Consider the following 17,500-nt stretch of genomic DNA (forward strand, 5'->3'; position numbering starts at 1 on the left):
CTCTCCCCTCCACCCAAAATCAGGGTGGGGCGTAAGTTTCACAGAGGATTTGTAGTAATTCCGACAGATTTATCTTCAGATCCAAGTATTTGTGGGTAACGTTATGGTTATATACATTAGTCATCTTTCTTAGAAAGATAGAACAAGCCGAAAAAATAAATTCACTTTAAAGACGAAGGGCAACAGTTTACTGTTTCAATACCGATCTTTTGTTCTAAAATCTTTTCCGCCAAAACAGGAACCAGCTTACGCATTCCGCAGGTATTCAAGTGAGTGTAATCTCCGAAATCTCTCGGTTCGAAAAGATGCGCTTTGGCATTCCAATAAGGAATTTCCTCTTCCATAAGAATCGATTCCCAAAGAGGCATCTGCGGAAGCGAAGAGAGTTTTTCGTCGAAGTCTGGGCGAAACGGCAAAGAAACGGCTAAAACAGGAATATTATGCGACTTTAAGTAGGAAAATAATTTCCTCCAGGCTTTTAGAGAAGATTTTCGCGTTCTTTGCAAAGCGACTTCCGCATTTCTAGGAAGGGAAATTAAGTTCTCATTCGGAACACAAACTCCGTCATAAGGAGATCGTTTTCCCCAATCCAAGTATCCATTATTTTTTGAATATTCAATTTCCAGAAACAGATTTCGATCTAAATTAGATTTCCATTTTTCGATCGGATTTCCTAGGAGTAATTTTTCCAAATTCTTTTCGGAATAACTGAATTCGTCCCCTTCCCCTATAATTTTGAAAGCAGTCGAAACGGAAGCATTAAGACGTAAAAATGGAAAAATTCTTCCCAAAAGATAATACATACCAATGGAAAGATTTTTCAAATAAAAATCTCTAAGAAAAATTTCCGTAAAAATTTCCGTATGAAATGAATCATAATTCAGCACAAGACTTCGATGAGCCTGGGCAACGTCCATGTCCGAAAGAGAAAACACCGATCCGTTTACGATCACCAAAGAAGGTTTGGTTCCTATTTTCCGCTCGTATTCCTTCCAACGTAAAAACATCCCCTCCGGTTGTTCGGAAGGTCTCGGTAAAAACCAAATCGGGCGACCCAATCTTTTTTCCAGTTCCTTAGGATGAATCCCGGAAAGAATCTGACTGTCTCCTAAAAACAAAATAGGAGCCAATTTCTGAGATCGAGAAGATTCGGATTCCGTATAAAGGGAAGAATCCATCTTGGATAAACGATCGTAAAGAAAAGAATTTTTCTCCTGAAAAGGAACCAAGAACGGAAATAAAAAAATCTGAAACGACATCGTAAGCAAAAAACAAACGATCACTCCTAAAATTTTCTTTCTTACAGAATTCAAATAAAAACCGAACATAACGTTATTTGTTCAAAAAACTCCTTAACTTTCTATCGAGTTAGGTAAAATTATTTTTTTGAAATATGCCTTTTCGCAATTTAGAAAAACAATTTCGAAACTTCGATCCGAAGTTTCGTTCTCCACAAAATACCCCGGTTCTAGTTCGGCGTAAGAACATTAAAACAACGTTTTTCGAAGCAATAGTTCCTACATTTTATTCTTAACAGAAAACCTACTTTGCCAAAGGGCTTGTCAAAATCTTATCCGCGAGAACTCCCACTTTGTTAATAATTTAACGACCGTAATCGTGATTTCCTCTGAGGTTTTGGAACAATCTTAAAACTGAAAATAAAAGAACTCTTTTTTTTCAAAAACGCCGAAAAGACAAAATAAAATTCCAATCCCAAAAGACAATGAACCCCACCGCAATGGGCTCGAAACTATTTTCTCTAAAAATGAATCCGTTCCTCCCGAAACGATCATCCAAAATTCCACAATCATCAACGGCAACAAAAGAAAAAACAATTTGGCTCCAAACACCGGATTCCAATAAAACCCCGCAGTCGCGTTCAAAATCAATCCCCAAAGTTCGCCGGGAGAATGCACCTGGAACAAAAGCAACCCAAGCGCAAACATCCAAAAAGTAGACAAGGCGCCCATTATTTTTATAGAATATTTAAATATTTGAATATTATTAGGAACCAATAATAAAACGTATCTTTGCATCAAATTGTAGACGACCACCTGCAAGCCGCAGTAAAATCCCCATACCAAATATCCGTACGTAGCTCCATGCCAAAGTCCTCCCAAAATCCAGACGATCATCAGATTCAAATTTTGACGAAACAAAGAAATCCGATTTCCCCCGAGAGGAATATAAAGATAATCTCTAAGCCAGGTTGAAAGAGAAATATGCCATCGTTTCCAAAATTCGGACGGGCTCGACGAAATAAAAGGAAAGTTAAAATTCAGGGAAAGTTTAAAACCCAATATCTTAGCAAGTCCTCGAGCGGCATCCGTATATCCGCTAAAATCGGCATAAACTTGAAACGCAAAAGAGAAAGCAATCCAAAGAACCATGCCAGGAGGAAGTTGAATTCCGGATTCCATCGATTTGCCGGTAAACAACAAAAGATGATCTCCGATAAATACCTTTTTAAAAATTCCCCAAAAAAATAGGATCGCACCGGAAATAAACCCGTCTTCCGATGCTACACGTTCCGCTTCAATCTGAGGCAACAAAGAATCCGGCCTTTCAATCGGCCCGGCAAGCAGCAGCGGAAAAAATAAATCATAAACTCCGAAACGGATAAAATTCGAACAAGGACTTATTTTTCCGGATCGAATATCCGAAAGATAGCTGATATTATGAAACGTATAAAACGAAATCCCAACGGGTAAAAGAATTTCAGGAAAAGTAAGAACCGAAAACGAAAACAAAACTCCCAATGTATCGTTCCAAACACTTAATAAAAATAGAATATATTTAAAAAAAATCAGTATTCCTAGATTTAAAACGATCAAAAAGACGAAAATCCTTTTTTGACGACGTTCCGACGAACGACCGAGCCAAATTCCTCCGGCAAAATTGAAGGAAATACAAACGAGCAAAAGTAGAACCATCTCCGGTTTCCAAAACCCGTAAAAAAACAGACCTCCGAAAAATAAAAGCCGATTCTGTCCTGTTAATCCGAGACGAAAGTAGATCATACAAAAAGCGATGAAAAAAAGAAGGAAATTCAGAGAATTGAATAACATTCAATCGATCTAAGATTCTTCGAGAAGTTCGAGAATTCGTTCCTTTTCTTTCGTATCCGCCGGATAACAAAGAGTATGTTGAATGACCGAAGTCTGAAAGTCTTTCGACTTACGATCCGTCTCGCTGAGACGATTTTTTATTTTACGTATAAGAATCTGGGTTTCTTCCCTATCCTTTCCGTCCAAAACAACGGCATATTTTCCCTGTCCGACCCGATAGTGAAAATCGGCTTCGGACAGATTGTCCTGGATTGCCTTTCTCAATTCCTCGCTATAATTCACGAAAAATCCGGATCCTTTTAATTTCACCATTCTAAATATATTCTGAACTTTGAATATAGTTAGACTGAAACAACTTTTTAATCTAACTGATTTGAGGATCATCTCATCGATTTTTTCTTCGATAGGACTGAACGGATCTTTAAATACCGAGTCTCGTTCCTGCACAAGTAATAAGTTAGAAAATACGGGGGCAAGCACTTCGGAGATTCCGACTGCAGTCTCGCGATCCGAATCAGTCCAAGGGACTTCCGTTTCATGGACAATCCACATTCCCACGAGCCAATGCAAATTGATAAAAGGAATCACTATAAAATCGGACATGAGCCCAAGTTCATCGTTCGATAGTTTCTGTACTAACTCGGGATGTTTTCTAAAATTTTCAATCCGGAATACTCCCGGAATGTTGGAAACGATTCCCACGATCGAACTCTCCAAAGGTAACCTGAAGCTTCCCACATGTTCGGGAGTGAGTAAATTGGAAGCAAATACACGAAATTCGCTCTTAGTATGTCCGTCCAAAATCATAAACGTGGCACGACGAATTTTTAACTCCTCTTGAAAGGCGGAAAATAATTTATCGTAAGCCTCATCCATACTACGTACGGAAGCAAAATCTCTCGCGAGTGAAATGATGAGTTCGTTGGCTCGGACCGCCTCTTTTAAAATCTGATTTTCCTGATGAAGCAATTCGGTATCACAGATTCTTTTGTATACGGAACCGGCAATCTCCCCTACGATCTTTAAAAATTCAAGATCCTCGATCGTGTAGTCCTCTCCACTGATCGTCTTACTCAGACAAATGATTCCGAAAAATTCATCCACAGTTCGGATCGGAACGAGAAGCTCGGCTTCGGATCGTTCAATGATCTCTCGCTCTTTGGCCGGAAGTTTAGGTTTGAGAAGTTCTTTCGCATAAAGGACGGATCCCGCGTTATGCACCGCATGATAGATCTCTTCTTCCGAAGAGATAGTCCATTCTTGATCGAAATTTTCCCCCTGATAATCTTCCAAACGGAAAAAATCCTGACTTCCGTTTTTGGAGGAAAAGATGCCGATCGATTCGGAACCAATCTGACCCATAATGGAAAATAATAGATTTTCGAAAAAGTTCGCAAAATCGGTGGAAACTCCGATTTCCTTGCTGATTTCGAAAACGGAAATATAATTCTCCAATTTTTTTCGGGAAGCGATTTGCAGGTCAATCGGGGATGTGGTGAAGTTAGAATCGTCGTCGAATAAAAATTCCGACTTTTCGGAAGTAGAGACATTCGGATCTTTTTTAGAAGGAGTTCGATGCGCCTCCCGTTCCGCTTCCTTAACCCAATCTTCGAACGGATCCTCTTCCATAGACGTTATGCTATCATCTAAGTTCGGAACCGTTTGTGTTTTTTCCGAATCCATTTCCTCCAAAGTTGCGGAATGTTCAATCCCTTCAAAGTTTGTATCTTCGAAAAAATCGTCGAAGGAAATGTCATCACCAACTTCATTCGAGCCCCCAAATTCAGCAATGGGAGTTTCATCCGTATGAGCTTCTTCCGGAGCGGAAAATTCCTCCGAAAGATCTGGAAATGAGTCTTCACTCTCGGAAGTACTAGAATCAAAGTCGAAATCCGAAAATTCGTTTTGAGTTTTTTTCTCGTCCGATCCGGGTATATCTCCGCCCAATTCCGGAAGAGAAAATTCTTCGGAACGGGATAAATCAGATTGAGGATCGTTTACGGATTCTTCCGAAAAAGCTTGCGACTTAACGAAAGGATCGGTAGACGATCGGGACGAAGTGGAAGAGTAAGTTTCCCTTTCTTCGATTTCCTTTCTCATGCCAAGGGCCTTTTGTAAAAAACTCTGTTTGCGCTGAAAGGATTCCGATTTTTTAAGTAAGGATTTTTTTTCTCGGCTCGCAGAAGACACTCCGGACGAATCCGATCGAACTAACTTACTGACCCGTTCCAGCAATCCCATCGGTTATACACCGATCTGCTTCATTAGTTTTTTATAAAGTTCGAAATAATCGGAACGAGAGAATTCCCGAATCAAATCGTCGGGTAGATTTCCGAGCAATTCGTCCAAATACGTCATGATACGCTTCATCTCTTCCTTGGACGGAGTCTCTCTCGAAGCATCCTCTTTCGGAATCTCCGATTGATCCGGAGTTTTACGTAGTTCTTCGATCGGAGAGGATTTCTCCTCTTCCGCATATTCGTCCAATACGATGACCATTTCGTCTTCGTTTACAACGCCCTCTGTCGGAACAACCTGAGAAGCCGCTTTTTCCTTGGAAACGTTATCATCAATGGAATCAAAAGCATCCAAGTCGGAAGTAGGAGGTAACTCCCCTAAAATTTCGTTTAAATCCTCTTCCTTTACAGTAGTGGGAGTATCCTCAAGTGGTTCCTCTTCAGAAAGTGGGGCCGTTGGCGTTTGCTCGGAAACCGGAGAGTCGTCCCAATCAGCGCCGGAAGTCGGAAATTCATCTAAGGTGTTTTCCGAAACATTCGAATCATCGTTGTCCGTAAGAATATGATCTAATTCGTCCAAAGAAAGTGCGATCGGCTCGCTATCTTCCGTTTCGAAAAAAGTTGCTTCCGAGGTTTGTGTTTGCTTGGAATCGTCCGTAGAAAGTTCGAAGTTTTCAAGATCTTCTTGAGAGGATGGTATATCTCCAATACTGTCTAATTCGTGCGCGGGCAACGAAATCGAATCGTCTCCCTGCAAAGATGTTGTTTCCGGTTCAAAATCAAGGGAAGAAGCAATCCCCTCTTCATTCTCCGACGCAAGTAGGTTTCCTAGTTCTTCGTCAGAAAGAGCAATCGCCTCTTCCGATTCCGATTCGAAAGATGTTGTTTCCGGTTCAAAATCAAGGGAAGAAGCAATCCCCTCTTCATTCTCTGATGCGAGTAGGTTTCCCAGTTCATCTTCAGAAAGAGCAATCGCCTCTTCCGATTCCGATTCGAAAGATGTTGTTTCCGGTTCAAAATCAAGGGAAGAAGCAATCCCCTCTTCATTCTCCGACGCAAGTAGGTTTCCTAGTTCTTCGTCAGAAAGAGCAATCGCCTCTTCCGGCTCTGATTCGAAAGACGTTGTTTCCGGTTCAAAATCAAGGGAAGAAGCAATCCCCTCTTCATTCTCAGATGCAAGTAGATTTCCTAGTTCTTCGTCAGAAAGAGCAATCGCCTCTTCCGGCTCTGATTCGAAAGACGTTGTTTCCGGTTCAAAATCAAGGGAAGAAGCTATCGCCTCTTCATTCTCTGACGCAAGTAGGTTTCCCAGTTCTTCGTCAGAAAGAGCAATCGCCTCTTCCGGCTCTGATTCGAAAGACGTTGTTTCCGGTTCAAAATCAAGGGAAGAAGCAATCCCCTCTTCATTCTCTGATGCGAGTAGATTTCCCAGCTCATCTTCAGAAAGAGCAATCGCCTCTTCCGATTCCGATTCGAAAGATGTTGTTTCCGGTTCAAAATCAAGGGAAGAAGCAATCCCCTCTTCATTCTCTGATGCAAGTAGGTTTCCCAGTTCTTCGTCAGAAAGAGCAATCGCCTCTTCCGACTCCGATTCGAAAGATGTTGCTTCCGGTTCAAAATCAAGGGAAGAAGCAATCCCCTCTTCCGGCTCCGATTCGAAAGATGTTGTTTCCGGTTCAAAATCAAGGGAAGAAGCTATCGCCTCTTCATTCTCTGACGCAAGTAGGTTTCCCAGTTCTTCGTCAGAAAGAGCAATCGCCTCTTCCGACTCCGATTCGAAAGATGTTGCTTCCGGTTCAAAATCAAGGGAAGAAGCAATCCCCTCTTCATTTTCGTCAAGATCCGTATGTGTGATAAAGTCGGGCAAGTCGTCATCTGCCACAGCGTTTGTAACGGCGGTTGACTCGTCCGCCGTTGTATTCAGTATGTCATCCAATTCACTTCCGGAAAATGCAATCGAACCGTCTTCTTCCGATTCATCAAAAGTAGTTTCTAATATAGTATCCGTTTCGGGAAGTTCTTCTTCTCCCAAAATACCATCCAAATTAGATAAGGTAATGTTCTCTTCTTCCGGGGAAGGTGAAATAAAATCCGGAAGTGGTTCATCTACAGAAACGATCTCTTCTAGTTCGGATTCGGATAACGCAATCGGACCTTCTTCGTTCAAGAAGTCGTCTTCATGCGAGGAAATATTCTTCTCTTTATCCTGATCGGAAAGGTCGAGTTCCTCTATATCGTCCGATTCTTCCCCGAAGTCGATCGCGTCGGACTCATCGGTTAAATAATTGTCCAGTTCGGAAAAGTCCATTCCCTCGTCGGGAGCGGAATCCCCGGGATTAAAAAAGGAATCATCGGATTCTAAATTAGAAATATTTGATGTAGATGAATCAACAAAATCATCTACGTCCAATAGTTTTTCGATTTCCACATCGACGACAGGATCGGTCAACTCTATATCTTCCAAACTTGGATTGGAACCTGTCTCTTCCGGATGAAAATAAAAATCGTTTTCGAAACTAGACGGATATTCTTCTCCCGAACTAGCGACTAGACTTTCCAAAGGATCGGAATCTATGCTCGGACCCTCCAAGCCGTTCGGCTCTGAAGATGATTCGGAAGCGAGTATGGAATCTATATCATCGAATTGTAATTCGTCCATACCGAGATCCCGACCTTCTCCATGTGAATTGTCGTCCTTGATCATGTCGTAGTCTTCCGCCATCTTTCTATAGTAACATTATTCTTTCAGTTCGATCGCCTGTCCGTCCAGGATTTCCCGGTCAAGATCCTGTTCTTTTGTCGAAGGTTTTTTAAACCCTCCCGCCACACGAACCAAGTCCTCCAAAGTATCTCCTCTATGAAGACGATAAACTCCGGGATTTACGATATTTCCACGAATCGATGCGGAAATAGGCTCCGGTTCAAATATACTTCGGACTCTATCTCGATTTCTTCTCAAGAAGAAACCGAAACTTAGAAATAAAATCAGTACTACGAAAATACGGATTTTAGTTTTCATAGGTTTTCGTTCCTAATTCTCCATTGTATTCGGAGAAAAAAGAATCTCTGCTACTATTTTCGGAAAAGAGCACCCCCAAAAGTTAGCGGGATGCGACTAAAATTCGGGTTTTTGTTTTTTGGAGGAGAAGATTTTTAGAATCGGACGGAGAAAGCTTTTCTACTTCGGCTAAAGCCTTTTTTTCGGCCTCTATATCGATGTCTTCTTTCAATGCGCCGTGATCGGTAAGAATGCTCACTGTGTTGTCTTTGACTTCGATAAATCCGCCTTCTACGGAGATATTTTTTAGTTTTTCTCCCTTACGGATTTCCAGAACTCCGATTCCCAAGGTTGCGACCAAAGGGGCGTGATTGGGAAGGATTCCGAAGAATCCTTCGCTACCCGGAACGACCAAAGAATCCACTTCGCCCTTATAAAGAATTTTTTCGGGAGAGATTACGGATACGTTCAGTTTATGTGCGGACATGCACTTATCCTTTATAACCTTTCGCTTTTTCAATCGCGTCGTCGATAGACCCAACCATATAAAACGCCTGCTCAGGAAGGTGGTCGTAATTTCCGGAAATCACTTCTTTGAAGGAACGAACGGTATCCGCAAGTTTCACATATTTTCCCGGAGCTCCGGTAAATACTTCCGCAACGTGGAAAGGCTGAGATAAGAATTTTTCGATCTTTCTCGCTCTCGCAACGAGAACCTTATCATCCTCGGAAAGTTCGTCCATACCGAGGATCGCGATGATATCCTGAAGATCTTTGTATCTCTGAAGAATTCTCTGAACCTCGCGCGCTACGGTGTAGTGTTCTTCTCCGAGAACCTGCGCATTCATCACGCGGGAAGTGGAATCGAGTGGGTCAACCGCAGGATAAATCCCTTTGTCGGAAATCGCACGGGAAAGAACCGTAGTCGCATCCAAGTGGGCGAACGCATTCGCAGGTGCAGGGTCGGTCAAGTCGTCCGCAGGAACGTAAATCGCCTGAACGGAAGTGATCGATCCTTTTTTCGTAGATGTAATTCTTTCTTGGAGCGCACCCATTTCCGTGGAAAGGGTCGGTTGATAACCTACCGCGGATGGCATTCTTCCCAAAAGCGCGGAAACTTCGGAACCCGCTTGGGAGAATCGGAAGATGTTGTCCACGAACAGAAGAACGTCGGTTCCGATCGAATCACGAAAGTGTTCCGCCATTGTAAGAGCGGATAACGCGACGCGAAGACGAGCGCCCGGAGGTTCGTTCATCTGACCGTAACAAAGAACGGTTTTGTCGATCACTCCTGATTCTTTCATCTCTCTCCAGAGGTCGTTTCCTTCGCGGGTTCTTTCGCCCACTCCGGCAAACACGGAAAATCCACCGTGTTGTTTTGCGATATTGTTGATGAGTTCCTGAATGAGAACCGTTTTACCAACCCCTGCTCCACCGAAAAGTCCGGTCTTTCCACCTTTGATATAAGGAGCGAGAAGGTCGATTACCTTGATTCCCGTTTCGAATACTTCGGTTTTGGAAGTGAGTTCGTCGAACGCAGGAGCCGGTCTGTGAATCGGACGGGTTTCTTTTACTGTGATTGCGGGGCCTTCGTCGATGGTTTTACCGAGAACGTTAAAGATTCTTCCGAGAGTTGCGTCTCCGACCGGAACCGAGATCGGCTTTCCGGTGTTGGTCACTTCTTGACCGCGGATCAAACCATCGGTGGAAGAAAGGGCGATCGCACGAATTGCCTTTCCTCCGATATGAGTTTGCACTTCCGCAATGAGAATTTCTTTCTTTCCGGAAACGGTCGCTTCGATTTCGAGTGCGTTATAAATTTCAGGAAGTTCTCCGTTTTCGAACTCGATGTCCAAAACGGATCCGATGATCTGCTTGATTTTACCTTTATTCATCCAAGTCGCTCCAATACCATATAGATTAGTTCAGTGAATCTGCTCCGGCAACAATCTCGGAAATTTCCTGAGTAATTTTTGCCTGTCTAACGCGGTTGTATCCGCGAGTGAGTAGTTTGATCATTTCAGAAGCCGCGTCCGTCGCAGACTTCATCGCGATTCTTCTTGCGATTTGCTCGGAGCAGTTCGCTTCGAGAATCGCCTTTAAGAACGCGGTTTTTACGACAAGAGGAAGAAGAGATTCGAGCACTCTTTCAGGACTCGGTTCATAAACCACTAGATCGTTTCCATTTCCTTCTTTAGCAGGTTCAAAAGGAAGTATTCTCGTAACTTCCGGTTTTTGAGATGCGGAAGAATAATAGACGGTGGATGCGATCTCGACTGCGTCCACTTCTTCGTTTGCAAATAACTCTAAGAAAAGGTTCGCAAATTCTTCGGCTTCTTTGTATCCGGACTTATCATCGAGATGCGTATATGTTTTTTCCGCCTTTTCCCCTGCGAATTTGAAAAAAGAGATCCCTTTTTTTCCCACGATAAAGAGGCGAACGTTTACACCCGCTTTTTTCCACTCTAGAACTTTGGCCTTTGCGAGACGGTTAACGTTGGAGTTGTACCCACCGCAAAGACCGCGATTCGCGGTAATGACCAGTAGCGCAACGGTTTTGATTTTTTCCGGCCTTCGGAGGTATGGGCTGTGAACCACACCGGAAAGAGATGCAAGAGAAGACACAAGTTCCTTAATCTTGTTGGAAAAAGGATGGGAAGCGTTTACACGATCGCTGATTTTTTTGGACTTGGCTGTTGAGACCATTTCCATCGTCCGGGTGATCTTTCTCGTGTTCTTTACCGAGTTGATTCTTTTTTTGATTTCTCTGGGAGTTGCCAAAGCGAACCTCTATCTCAGTGCTTTCTTAAAAATTCTTCCGCAATGGCGCTTAGAACTTCACCGAGTTTCTCTTCGTCGGAAATTTTCTTTTCTTTGCGAATCGCTTCCAGAACTTCGGAATGTTGTTCTTTGATCGTAGTCAAAAGATACTTTCCGTATTGTTGAACCTTCGGCACAGGAATTTTATCCATAAAACCACGGGTTACCGCGAAGATTTCCACAACTTGTTCTTCCACCGGAAAAGGAGAAGAAACGGGTTGCTTGAGCATCTGAACGATTCTGTTTCCTCGATCCAGCTGCGCTTGAGTTGCTGGATCGAGTTCGGTTCCGAGCTGAGCAAATGCTTCCAAGTCACGGAACTGTGCGAGTTCAAGTTTCATCTTACCGGCGACTTGTTTCATCGCTTTGATCTGCGCGGCGGAACCAACCCGAGAAACTGAAATCCCCACGTCCACCGCAGGACGGTTCCCGGATGCGAACAAGTTGGATTGAAGATAAATCTGTCCGTCGGTGATCGAAATCACGTTCGTAGGAATGTATGCGGAAACCTCGCCTTCCTGAGTCTCGATGATCGGAAGTGCGGTCAAAGAACCCGCGCCGTATTTGTCGTCGAGTTTCGCCGCTCTTTCGAGAAGTCTGGAGTGAAGATAGAATACGTCTCCGGGATACGCTTCCCTACCCGGAGGGCGACGAAGTAGAAGGGACATCTGACGATACGCAACCGCTTGTTTGGAAAGATCATCGTAAACCACGAGGGTCGCTTTTTTTTCGTTATACATAAAGTATTCGGCCATACTGCATCCCGAATAAGGAGCGATGTATTGAAGCGGAGCGGGTTCGGCGGCGGTTGCGGAAACCACGATCGTATATTCGAGTGCGCCTTTGTTTCTAAGCATTTCCACTGTGGAAGCTACGGTGGAAGCTTTTTGACCAATCGCCACGTAAACGCAGATAACGCCCGTGCCCTTTTGATTGATGATGGTATCGAGTGCGATGGAAGTTTTTCCGGTTCCACGGTCACCGATGATCAGTTCTCTTTGTCCGCGTCCGATCGGGATCATCGCGTCGATCGCTTTGATACCGGTTTGCATCGGCTCGCCGACCGGTTGTCTCATCGCAATTCCGGGAGCGGGAGATTCCACGGGCCTAGTAAGTTTCGCGTTGATCGGACCTTTTCCATCGAGAGGCTCGCCTAACGGATTTACCACGCGTCCTAGAAGTTCCGGACCTACCGGAACTTCTAGAATTCGGCTCGTTCTTTTAACGGTGAATCCTTCTTGGATGGCGAGATAATCTCCGTAAACGACCACACCCACGGAGTTGTCTTCGAGGTTAAACGCCTGACCGAAGATTCCGTTTTGGAACTCGACCATTTCTCCGGACATCACATTCTTCAGTCCGTACACTCTGGCGATTCCGTCTCCAATTTCTAAAACCGTTCCGACTTCATCAACACCGAGGTCTTTTTTATAATTTAAAATTTCTTGTTTGAGAACGGACGTAATTTCGTCTGTCTTAATTTTCATAGACGGCTCCAACCGGTAATTTCTTTTCCAACATGGCTTTCTTAATTTCCCCGAGCTGGGAAGCGATGGACTTTTCGATTTTTAAGTCGTTGAATTGTACTACAAATCCGCCCAGAAGAGCTTTATCTTCTGAAACTTCTAGAATAAATTCCGATTTGAATTTTTCAGAAAGGATGGATCCGAGTTTCGTGATTTGAGCAGGTTCTAAAGAAGGATAACTTTTTATTTGTGCACGAACTCTTCCCTTTTTTTTATCCAACTCTACGGTGAAACGCTTTTGAATTTCGGGAAGGTTGATAAATCTTCCTTTGTTTAAAAGCACTCCGAGAAAGTTTAGAGTTACGTCCAAAATTTTTCCCCGGAGATTTTTTTCCAAAATATTTTCTTTTTCCTCGATGGATACCGTAGGAGAAAGAAAAAAGTTTCTGATCTTTTCCTCTTTGAAAAGAAGTTGAACCAAATCGCCGAGTTCTTGTTCCACTTCTTCCGGAGAATTTACAGCTCCTAAAAGTGCGGACGCGTATATCTTTGAAACACCGGAATCGTTCATCGGTTTATGCGCTCAGTTTCCCCAATTTATTCAACTCGGTTTCGATAAAAGCCTTGTAGTCTTCCGCTTTTAATTGTTTTTCCAAAACCTTCCCTGCAATGGTAATCGTCATTTCTACGAACTGAGTCTGCAGTTGTTCCAGAGCCTTTCCTTTCGCAAGTTCGATCTCTTTCACTGCTTGATCTTTCTGAGCCTTTACTTCTTGGTTGGTTTCTTCCAAGAGTTTGTTCTTCAGTTTCAAAGCATCGGACCTGGCTTCAGCGACGATCGCGTTCGCCTCATCTTTCGCAGAGTTCAACCTAGCTTCGTAATCCTTCAGGAGAGCTTCCGCTTCCAAACGAAGTTCCGAGGCTTTTTCGATGTCGTTCTGTACGGTCTGAGCTCTTTCATCGAGAGCCTTCAGAATCACATCCCAGGCAAACTTTTTCAGGACTAGGACTACAACCAGAAAGGTAATCAGAGTCCAGACGACTAGACCCGGATTTACATCTAAGAGGCTCAATCCCTTAGCAGCTAAGAGTATCAACTTTTACTTTCCTTTTTCTTCGGTTACTGCAGGTGTGGAAGCCTTTGTTTGGTTGGCAACAGTTGCTTTCAGACCTTCGTTCAGAGTTCCCGCCGCTTGGAAAGCAATCACAAGAGCGAATAATGCCGCTCCTTCGATCAACGCAGCGGCGATAATCATTGCAGTTTGAATTTTACCACCCGCTTCCGGTTGTCTTGAAATTCCTTCCGTAGCAGAACCGCCGATTCTTCCGATTCCAAGAGCTGCTCCGAGAATTGCGACCCCCGCAGCGATTCCTACACCAATATATCCTAATCCAAATTCCATATTGCTCAATTGTCTCCTTGTTGATTCAATATTCTCTACAATCAGTGCCTATGCATGCTTAGTCCTACGAATAAGGAAGTAAGCAAAACGAAAATATACGCCTGGAGAAACGCCACAAAAATTTCCAAGACATAGATGAGTCCCGAGCCGATGATCGAAACCGGCACGATTCCCCAAGATTGAAACTGAAAGATAAAACCCATCAACGCGAGAATGATCACGTGCCCCGCAGTCATGTTCGCCAAAAGACGCACCGTAAGAGCGAATGTTTTTGCCATCGGAGAAACGATGAACTCAAGCGGCCACATGATTAAGTAAAGTGGCAGAGGAACTCCGTTCGGAACGGAATGCCAGATGAACTTAGGTCCTTGATAGACAAAACCCGCGGTATAAATTAAGAACATGGTAAGAAGCGCAAGCGTCATCGTAACGGAAATATCTCCTGTTACCGTGATCCCACTCCATATTTTCGCGACAAAAGGAGCCTCGTGAGATCCGTGTCCGGCGTGAGCCGCAATCAATTTCTCGGGAACCGGAGTGACGAGACCGACTTTGGTCGCCGCGATTGCTCCGTATTCTTTTCCGACTACGAGTAACTCTCCGACAGAAGGAACAAGTCCCATCAAGTTACAGAATAGAATGAAGAAGAACAAGGTGAAAATGTAATGATAGTAAGCGTGACCGTGTCCGTGCATACTCTCGTCTACGATATCCTTGCGTAAGAAGTTGACGAACACTTCAACCGTGTTTGCGAAACGGGATTGAATTTTCAGAGGATTCTTTGCGATGATTCTCGCCGCAGGAATAAAGATAATAAAAAGAAAAAAAGCTACGATCCACATCATTGTGACGCGTTTCGTAATGTGCATGTCGAAACCGCCAACATAGTGAAAGCGCTTCCCGGTTTCGTGATCGGTAAAGATCGAAGAAGCGGAGGAATCAAAATCCGTTTCCCCTTCGAAAACCTTTACCCCACCGATATTAAACGGAAATTCGGCACTGTCCATCAAATGATGAACGATGACTTCGTTCAAATCGAAGACCTTGCTCGAAGATTGCTCCGATGCAAATATTTGGATTGGTAAAAATACGACTAAGAGTGCAAAGAAGATGAACTTTTTTGTCATAAAAGAAGTTTGGTTTAGATACATTTTTTCGAATCAAAAAAGGGGACCGTCTCGAAATACGAACCACCTGCACAGAATCGGCGATACTCCCGGTTTTCTTTTTATTTTATTACGTTTCCGGAAGATTCAACTCGCGAATACAACTATTAGAAAGTGGCTGAAATGAGCAATCAAAAAACCGATTATAAAATCAGAACTATCGTTCTGTGAAACTACAGCCCAAACAGCGATTCCATTGCAAAAGAAAGAAGCCGTCATTATACCCATTTGAATTCCCACTCCTTTTTCGGGGAATTTGAGAATCACAAGTATCTTAAGTAGATAAAACGGAACGAGTAAAAATAACGCGAGAATACTTCCGGAAAAAAATTTTCGATCCGGGTAGTAGAGTTTATAAGAGATCGTAAGAATTAAAATTTGAATCGTAAGACCTAAGAGATATTTCTTTAAACTCATACGATTCTTTTTTGTGCCCTTTCCTTTTTTAGTTCCAGGAAGAATGAATCGCGCCGAAAGTATATTCAAATTTAGTAAATTCTTGAAAATTCAGTATGAGTTCCTACACTTTGTGGCTGGTCAGCCGGTTTGTATGTATGAGTTCCTACTTTTTGTCGTAAATTTTAATCTTGAGTCGGTCCTTGCTTGAACAACGAATGGTTCAGGCAGTGTGTGGTAGTTCCTACATTTTTCGGCAAACGATTCGATTTGGACGCGGAACTCATAAAAAAGATTCCGATGTGAAACGACCGTTTTAAGACTTATTTTTTCGAAAGTTTCAAATTGGAGGAATCAAGGAAAGACCCAAAGCGGGGCGGGCCCCGTCCCGAATCATTCTGATAAAATCCGGATCGGAGCGAAACGCATAGAAATCGGAATCCTTTGTAAATTCCAAAACATTCACCCCCAAAAAAAGGGCGATCTTCATATAGTGAAGCATTTTCTGTTTGTTTCCGTTGAGAGCATGCAAACACGCCAAATTGAAAGCAAGCCTCGCATCTCCGATCGGATTCGGAACCATTTTTTGGATAAGGGCCATAAAACGGTTGTCCTTACTTTTTCCGGTATAAAAGATCAAATCAGCGACGAAGTATTCTCTTGCCGAATATAGATTTCCGCTTTTTCTTCCCCGAATCGTTCCGTCGCCGATTTCAAGAAAGGGAATCGTTTTCTCGAAATTTTCGGCGATCAGGGCCGCGCGCGTCCATTCATTTTGTGTCAGATAAGAATGAAACCGATCTGCCGTTTCTGTAAGAATCAAATCTCGGAGGGATTTTTTCGATTCGACCGATTCTTCTTGGAAACTTTCCAAATTTTGAATGTATTCTTTTTCAGCGAGTCTTCGTTCTTGGCCGGAAGACCGTTCTATTTTTTGGACGGAACTCCGCCAACGTTCGGCGACATTCTTCTCCGGAAACAACAAAGTACAATTCACGGAAAATCCGATCCCCAAAAGAACGCATAAGATACGATTGAAATTCATAAGTAAGTAACTGAAAAAATAACCGCGGAAACAAGAAAAATTCTCTTCGTTTTTTGTTTTCGGAAAACTTGTTTTGAGATCCGCACTGAACATCGGCTCGTTTATTTTAATCACAAAAAAGTTTAAAATAAAAACAGAAAAGAAACGACGATCACAAATCGAAGGAAGAACGATTTCCGGATATTCAATTTAAAACTCATGTTTTAACTCTCGAAAGAAATACTTCACTATTGTCCATTGGACAAGATCGCGCAAACCATTCGTTGGAAGTTGTCGAAAACGATGTTTTAAAAATCAGCTCCTACCCCGATTTTTCCACCATAATCGAAACCTACGATTTCTCCCGTATAATAACGACTAAAACATAGAAAGTGGATATAAGTTGCTCCCGATTGAAAACGCCATCCGAAGTTGATTCCGAACCGACCGATGCCCGATCCCCCTCCCGCAGTCAGATATAAATTGGGTCATGTGCCGCTTTTGCCGCCGCTACTATAAAAATAACCAGACTTTACACCGAATTTTAGTTCGGTGATTAAGCCGTCTACTACAGTAACCTTTTGATTGATTTGAGAAGCATAGTCCGTTAATTGAAGTCCCATCAAACGAGCATTGTAGTAAAACCGCTCCACGTCCGAATTGGGTTCGTAAGCAGTTCCGTTTCTTTGGATCTTTGTTTGAGAAATAGAAATACCCCACGTGAGAAATTTCGTTGATTCGTACACAAATGTTTGCTCGGAGATCTGAAACGTAGTGTTTGTAGGCCTGGATAAATACCTATACGCAAGATAGGAATTCATCGGATCGGACCCGGAAGTCAAGAGTCGAAACGAGGCGACTTTGGCGGCCTCCGCGTCCAGTTGCGATTTCATCTGCCCTTCTCCCCCGCCGACCAAATAAT

Annotated in this window: 16 protein-coding genes (1 of these 16 cut by a window edge); all 16 read right to left on the bottom strand. The window is 43.1% G+C overall.

The window, feature by feature from the left end; genetic code table 11:
• Nucleotides 1-161 precede the first annotated feature (161 nt).
• Complete coding sequence (locus tag CLV95_RS06040) at nucleotides 162-1,328, bottom strand: hypothetical protein (RefSeq protein ID WP_002734400.1); 1,167 nt, start codon at nucleotides 1,326-1,328, stop codon at nucleotides 162-164.
• Nucleotides 1,329-1,646: 318 nt separating this feature from the next.
• Nucleotides 1,647-3,068, bottom strand: coding sequence for an MBOAT family O-acyltransferase (locus tag CLV95_RS06045; protein ID WP_002734543.1), 1,422 nt, complete (start codon nucleotides 3,066-3,068; stop codon nucleotides 1,647-1,649).
• Nucleotides 3,069-3,077: 9 nt separating this feature from the next.
• On the bottom strand, nucleotides 3,078-5,309 hold the full coding sequence (locus CLV95_RS06050) for a GAF domain-containing protein (RefSeq protein ID WP_002722491.1): 2,232 nt from the start codon (nucleotides 5,307-5,309) through the stop codon (nucleotides 3,078-3,080).
• Nucleotides 5,310-5,312: 3 nt separating this feature from the next.
• Nucleotides 5,313-8,009 carry a midas domain-containing protein gene (locus tag CLV95_RS06055; RefSeq protein WP_107694898.1) on the bottom strand — a complete coding sequence of 899 codons (2,697 nt, stop codon included), beginning with the start codon at nucleotides 8,007-8,009 and terminating at the stop codon, nucleotides 5,313-5,315.
• Nucleotides 8,010-8,042: 33 nt separating this feature from the next.
• A complete protein-coding gene (locus CLV95_RS06060) occupies nucleotides 8,043-8,324 on the bottom strand; it encodes a polysaccharide biosynthesis/export family protein (RefSeq protein ID WP_002722438.1) in 282 nt (93 codons plus the stop codon).
• 82 nt (nucleotides 8,325-8,406) lie between these two features.
• The gene (atpC, locus tag CLV95_RS06065; RefSeq protein WP_002734485.1) at nucleotides 8,407-8,790 is read right to left on the bottom strand and encodes an ATP synthase F1 subunit epsilon; all 384 of its coding nucleotides are present in this window, start codon (nucleotides 8,788-8,790) and stop codon (nucleotides 8,407-8,409) included.
• A 4-nt stretch (nucleotides 8,791-8,794) separates the two neighbouring features.
• Nucleotides 8,795-10,198: a F0F1 ATP synthase subunit beta gene (gene atpD, locus CLV95_RS06070; protein ID WP_002722488.1), complete on the bottom strand. Its 1,404-nt coding sequence runs from the start codon at nucleotides 10,196-10,198 to the stop codon at nucleotides 8,795-8,797.
• A 25-nt stretch (nucleotides 10,199-10,223) separates the two neighbouring features.
• A complete protein-coding gene (gene atpG, locus CLV95_RS06075; protein WP_002722482.1) occupies nucleotides 10,224-11,084 on the bottom strand; it encodes an ATP synthase F1 subunit gamma in 861 nt (286 codons plus the stop codon).
• Between the two features lie 14 nt (nucleotides 11,085-11,098).
• Nucleotides 11,099-12,610 carry a F0F1 ATP synthase subunit alpha gene (atpA, locus tag CLV95_RS06080; RefSeq protein WP_002722485.1) on the bottom strand — a complete coding sequence of 504 codons (1,512 nt, stop codon included), beginning with the start codon at nucleotides 12,608-12,610 and terminating at the stop codon, nucleotides 11,099-11,101.
• Nucleotides 12,600-13,160 (bottom strand): ATP synthase F1 subunit delta, encoded by a 561-nt coding sequence (atpH, locus tag CLV95_RS06085; protein ID WP_002734524.1) that lies wholly within the window; start codon nucleotides 13,158-13,160, stop codon nucleotides 12,600-12,602. Before atpH ends, atpA begins: the two co-directional genes overlap by 11 nt.
• Before the next feature lie 4 nt (nucleotides 13,161-13,164).
• Nucleotides 13,165-13,686, bottom strand: a complete 522-nt coding sequence (locus tag CLV95_RS06090) for a F0F1 ATP synthase subunit B (protein WP_002734394.1) — start codon at nucleotides 13,684-13,686, stop codon at nucleotides 13,165-13,167.
• A gap of 3 nt (nucleotides 13,687-13,689) precedes the next feature.
• The gene (locus CLV95_RS06095) at nucleotides 13,690-13,992 is read right to left on the bottom strand and encodes an ATP synthase F0 subunit C (protein WP_002722487.1); all 303 of its coding nucleotides are present in this window, start codon (nucleotides 13,990-13,992) and stop codon (nucleotides 13,690-13,692) included.
• A 41-nt stretch (nucleotides 13,993-14,033) separates the two neighbouring features.
• Nucleotides 14,034-15,143, bottom strand: a complete 1,110-nt coding sequence (gene atpB / locus CLV95_RS06100; protein ID WP_002738308.1) for a F0F1 ATP synthase subunit A — start codon at nucleotides 15,141-15,143, stop codon at nucleotides 14,034-14,036.
• Nucleotides 15,144-15,245: 102 nt separating this feature from the next.
• A complete protein-coding gene (locus tag CLV95_RS06110; protein ID WP_002734537.1) occupies nucleotides 15,246-15,575 on the bottom strand; it encodes a hypothetical protein in 330 nt (109 codons plus the stop codon).
• A gap of 319 nt (nucleotides 15,576-15,894) precedes the next feature.
• Complete coding sequence (locus tag CLV95_RS06115) at nucleotides 15,895-16,692, bottom strand: TPR end-of-group domain-containing protein (RefSeq protein WP_002734508.1); 798 nt, start codon at nucleotides 16,690-16,692, stop codon at nucleotides 15,895-15,897.
• Between the two features lie 374 nt (nucleotides 16,693-17,066).
• Nucleotides 17,067-17,500, bottom strand: partial view of a hypothetical protein gene (locus CLV95_RS06120; protein WP_002734492.1) — the 3' portion only. Its footprint extends 100 nt past the window's final position; only the last 434 of its 534 coding nucleotides appear in the window; its start codon lies off the right edge, out of view; it ends in the stop codon at nucleotides 17,067-17,069.

Origin of the sequence: Leptospira borgpetersenii serovar Javanica (genome assembly GCF_003046425.1) — a bacterium.
Lineage (GTDB): Bacteria > Spirochaetota > Leptospiria > Leptospirales > Leptospiraceae > Leptospira > Leptospira borgpetersenii.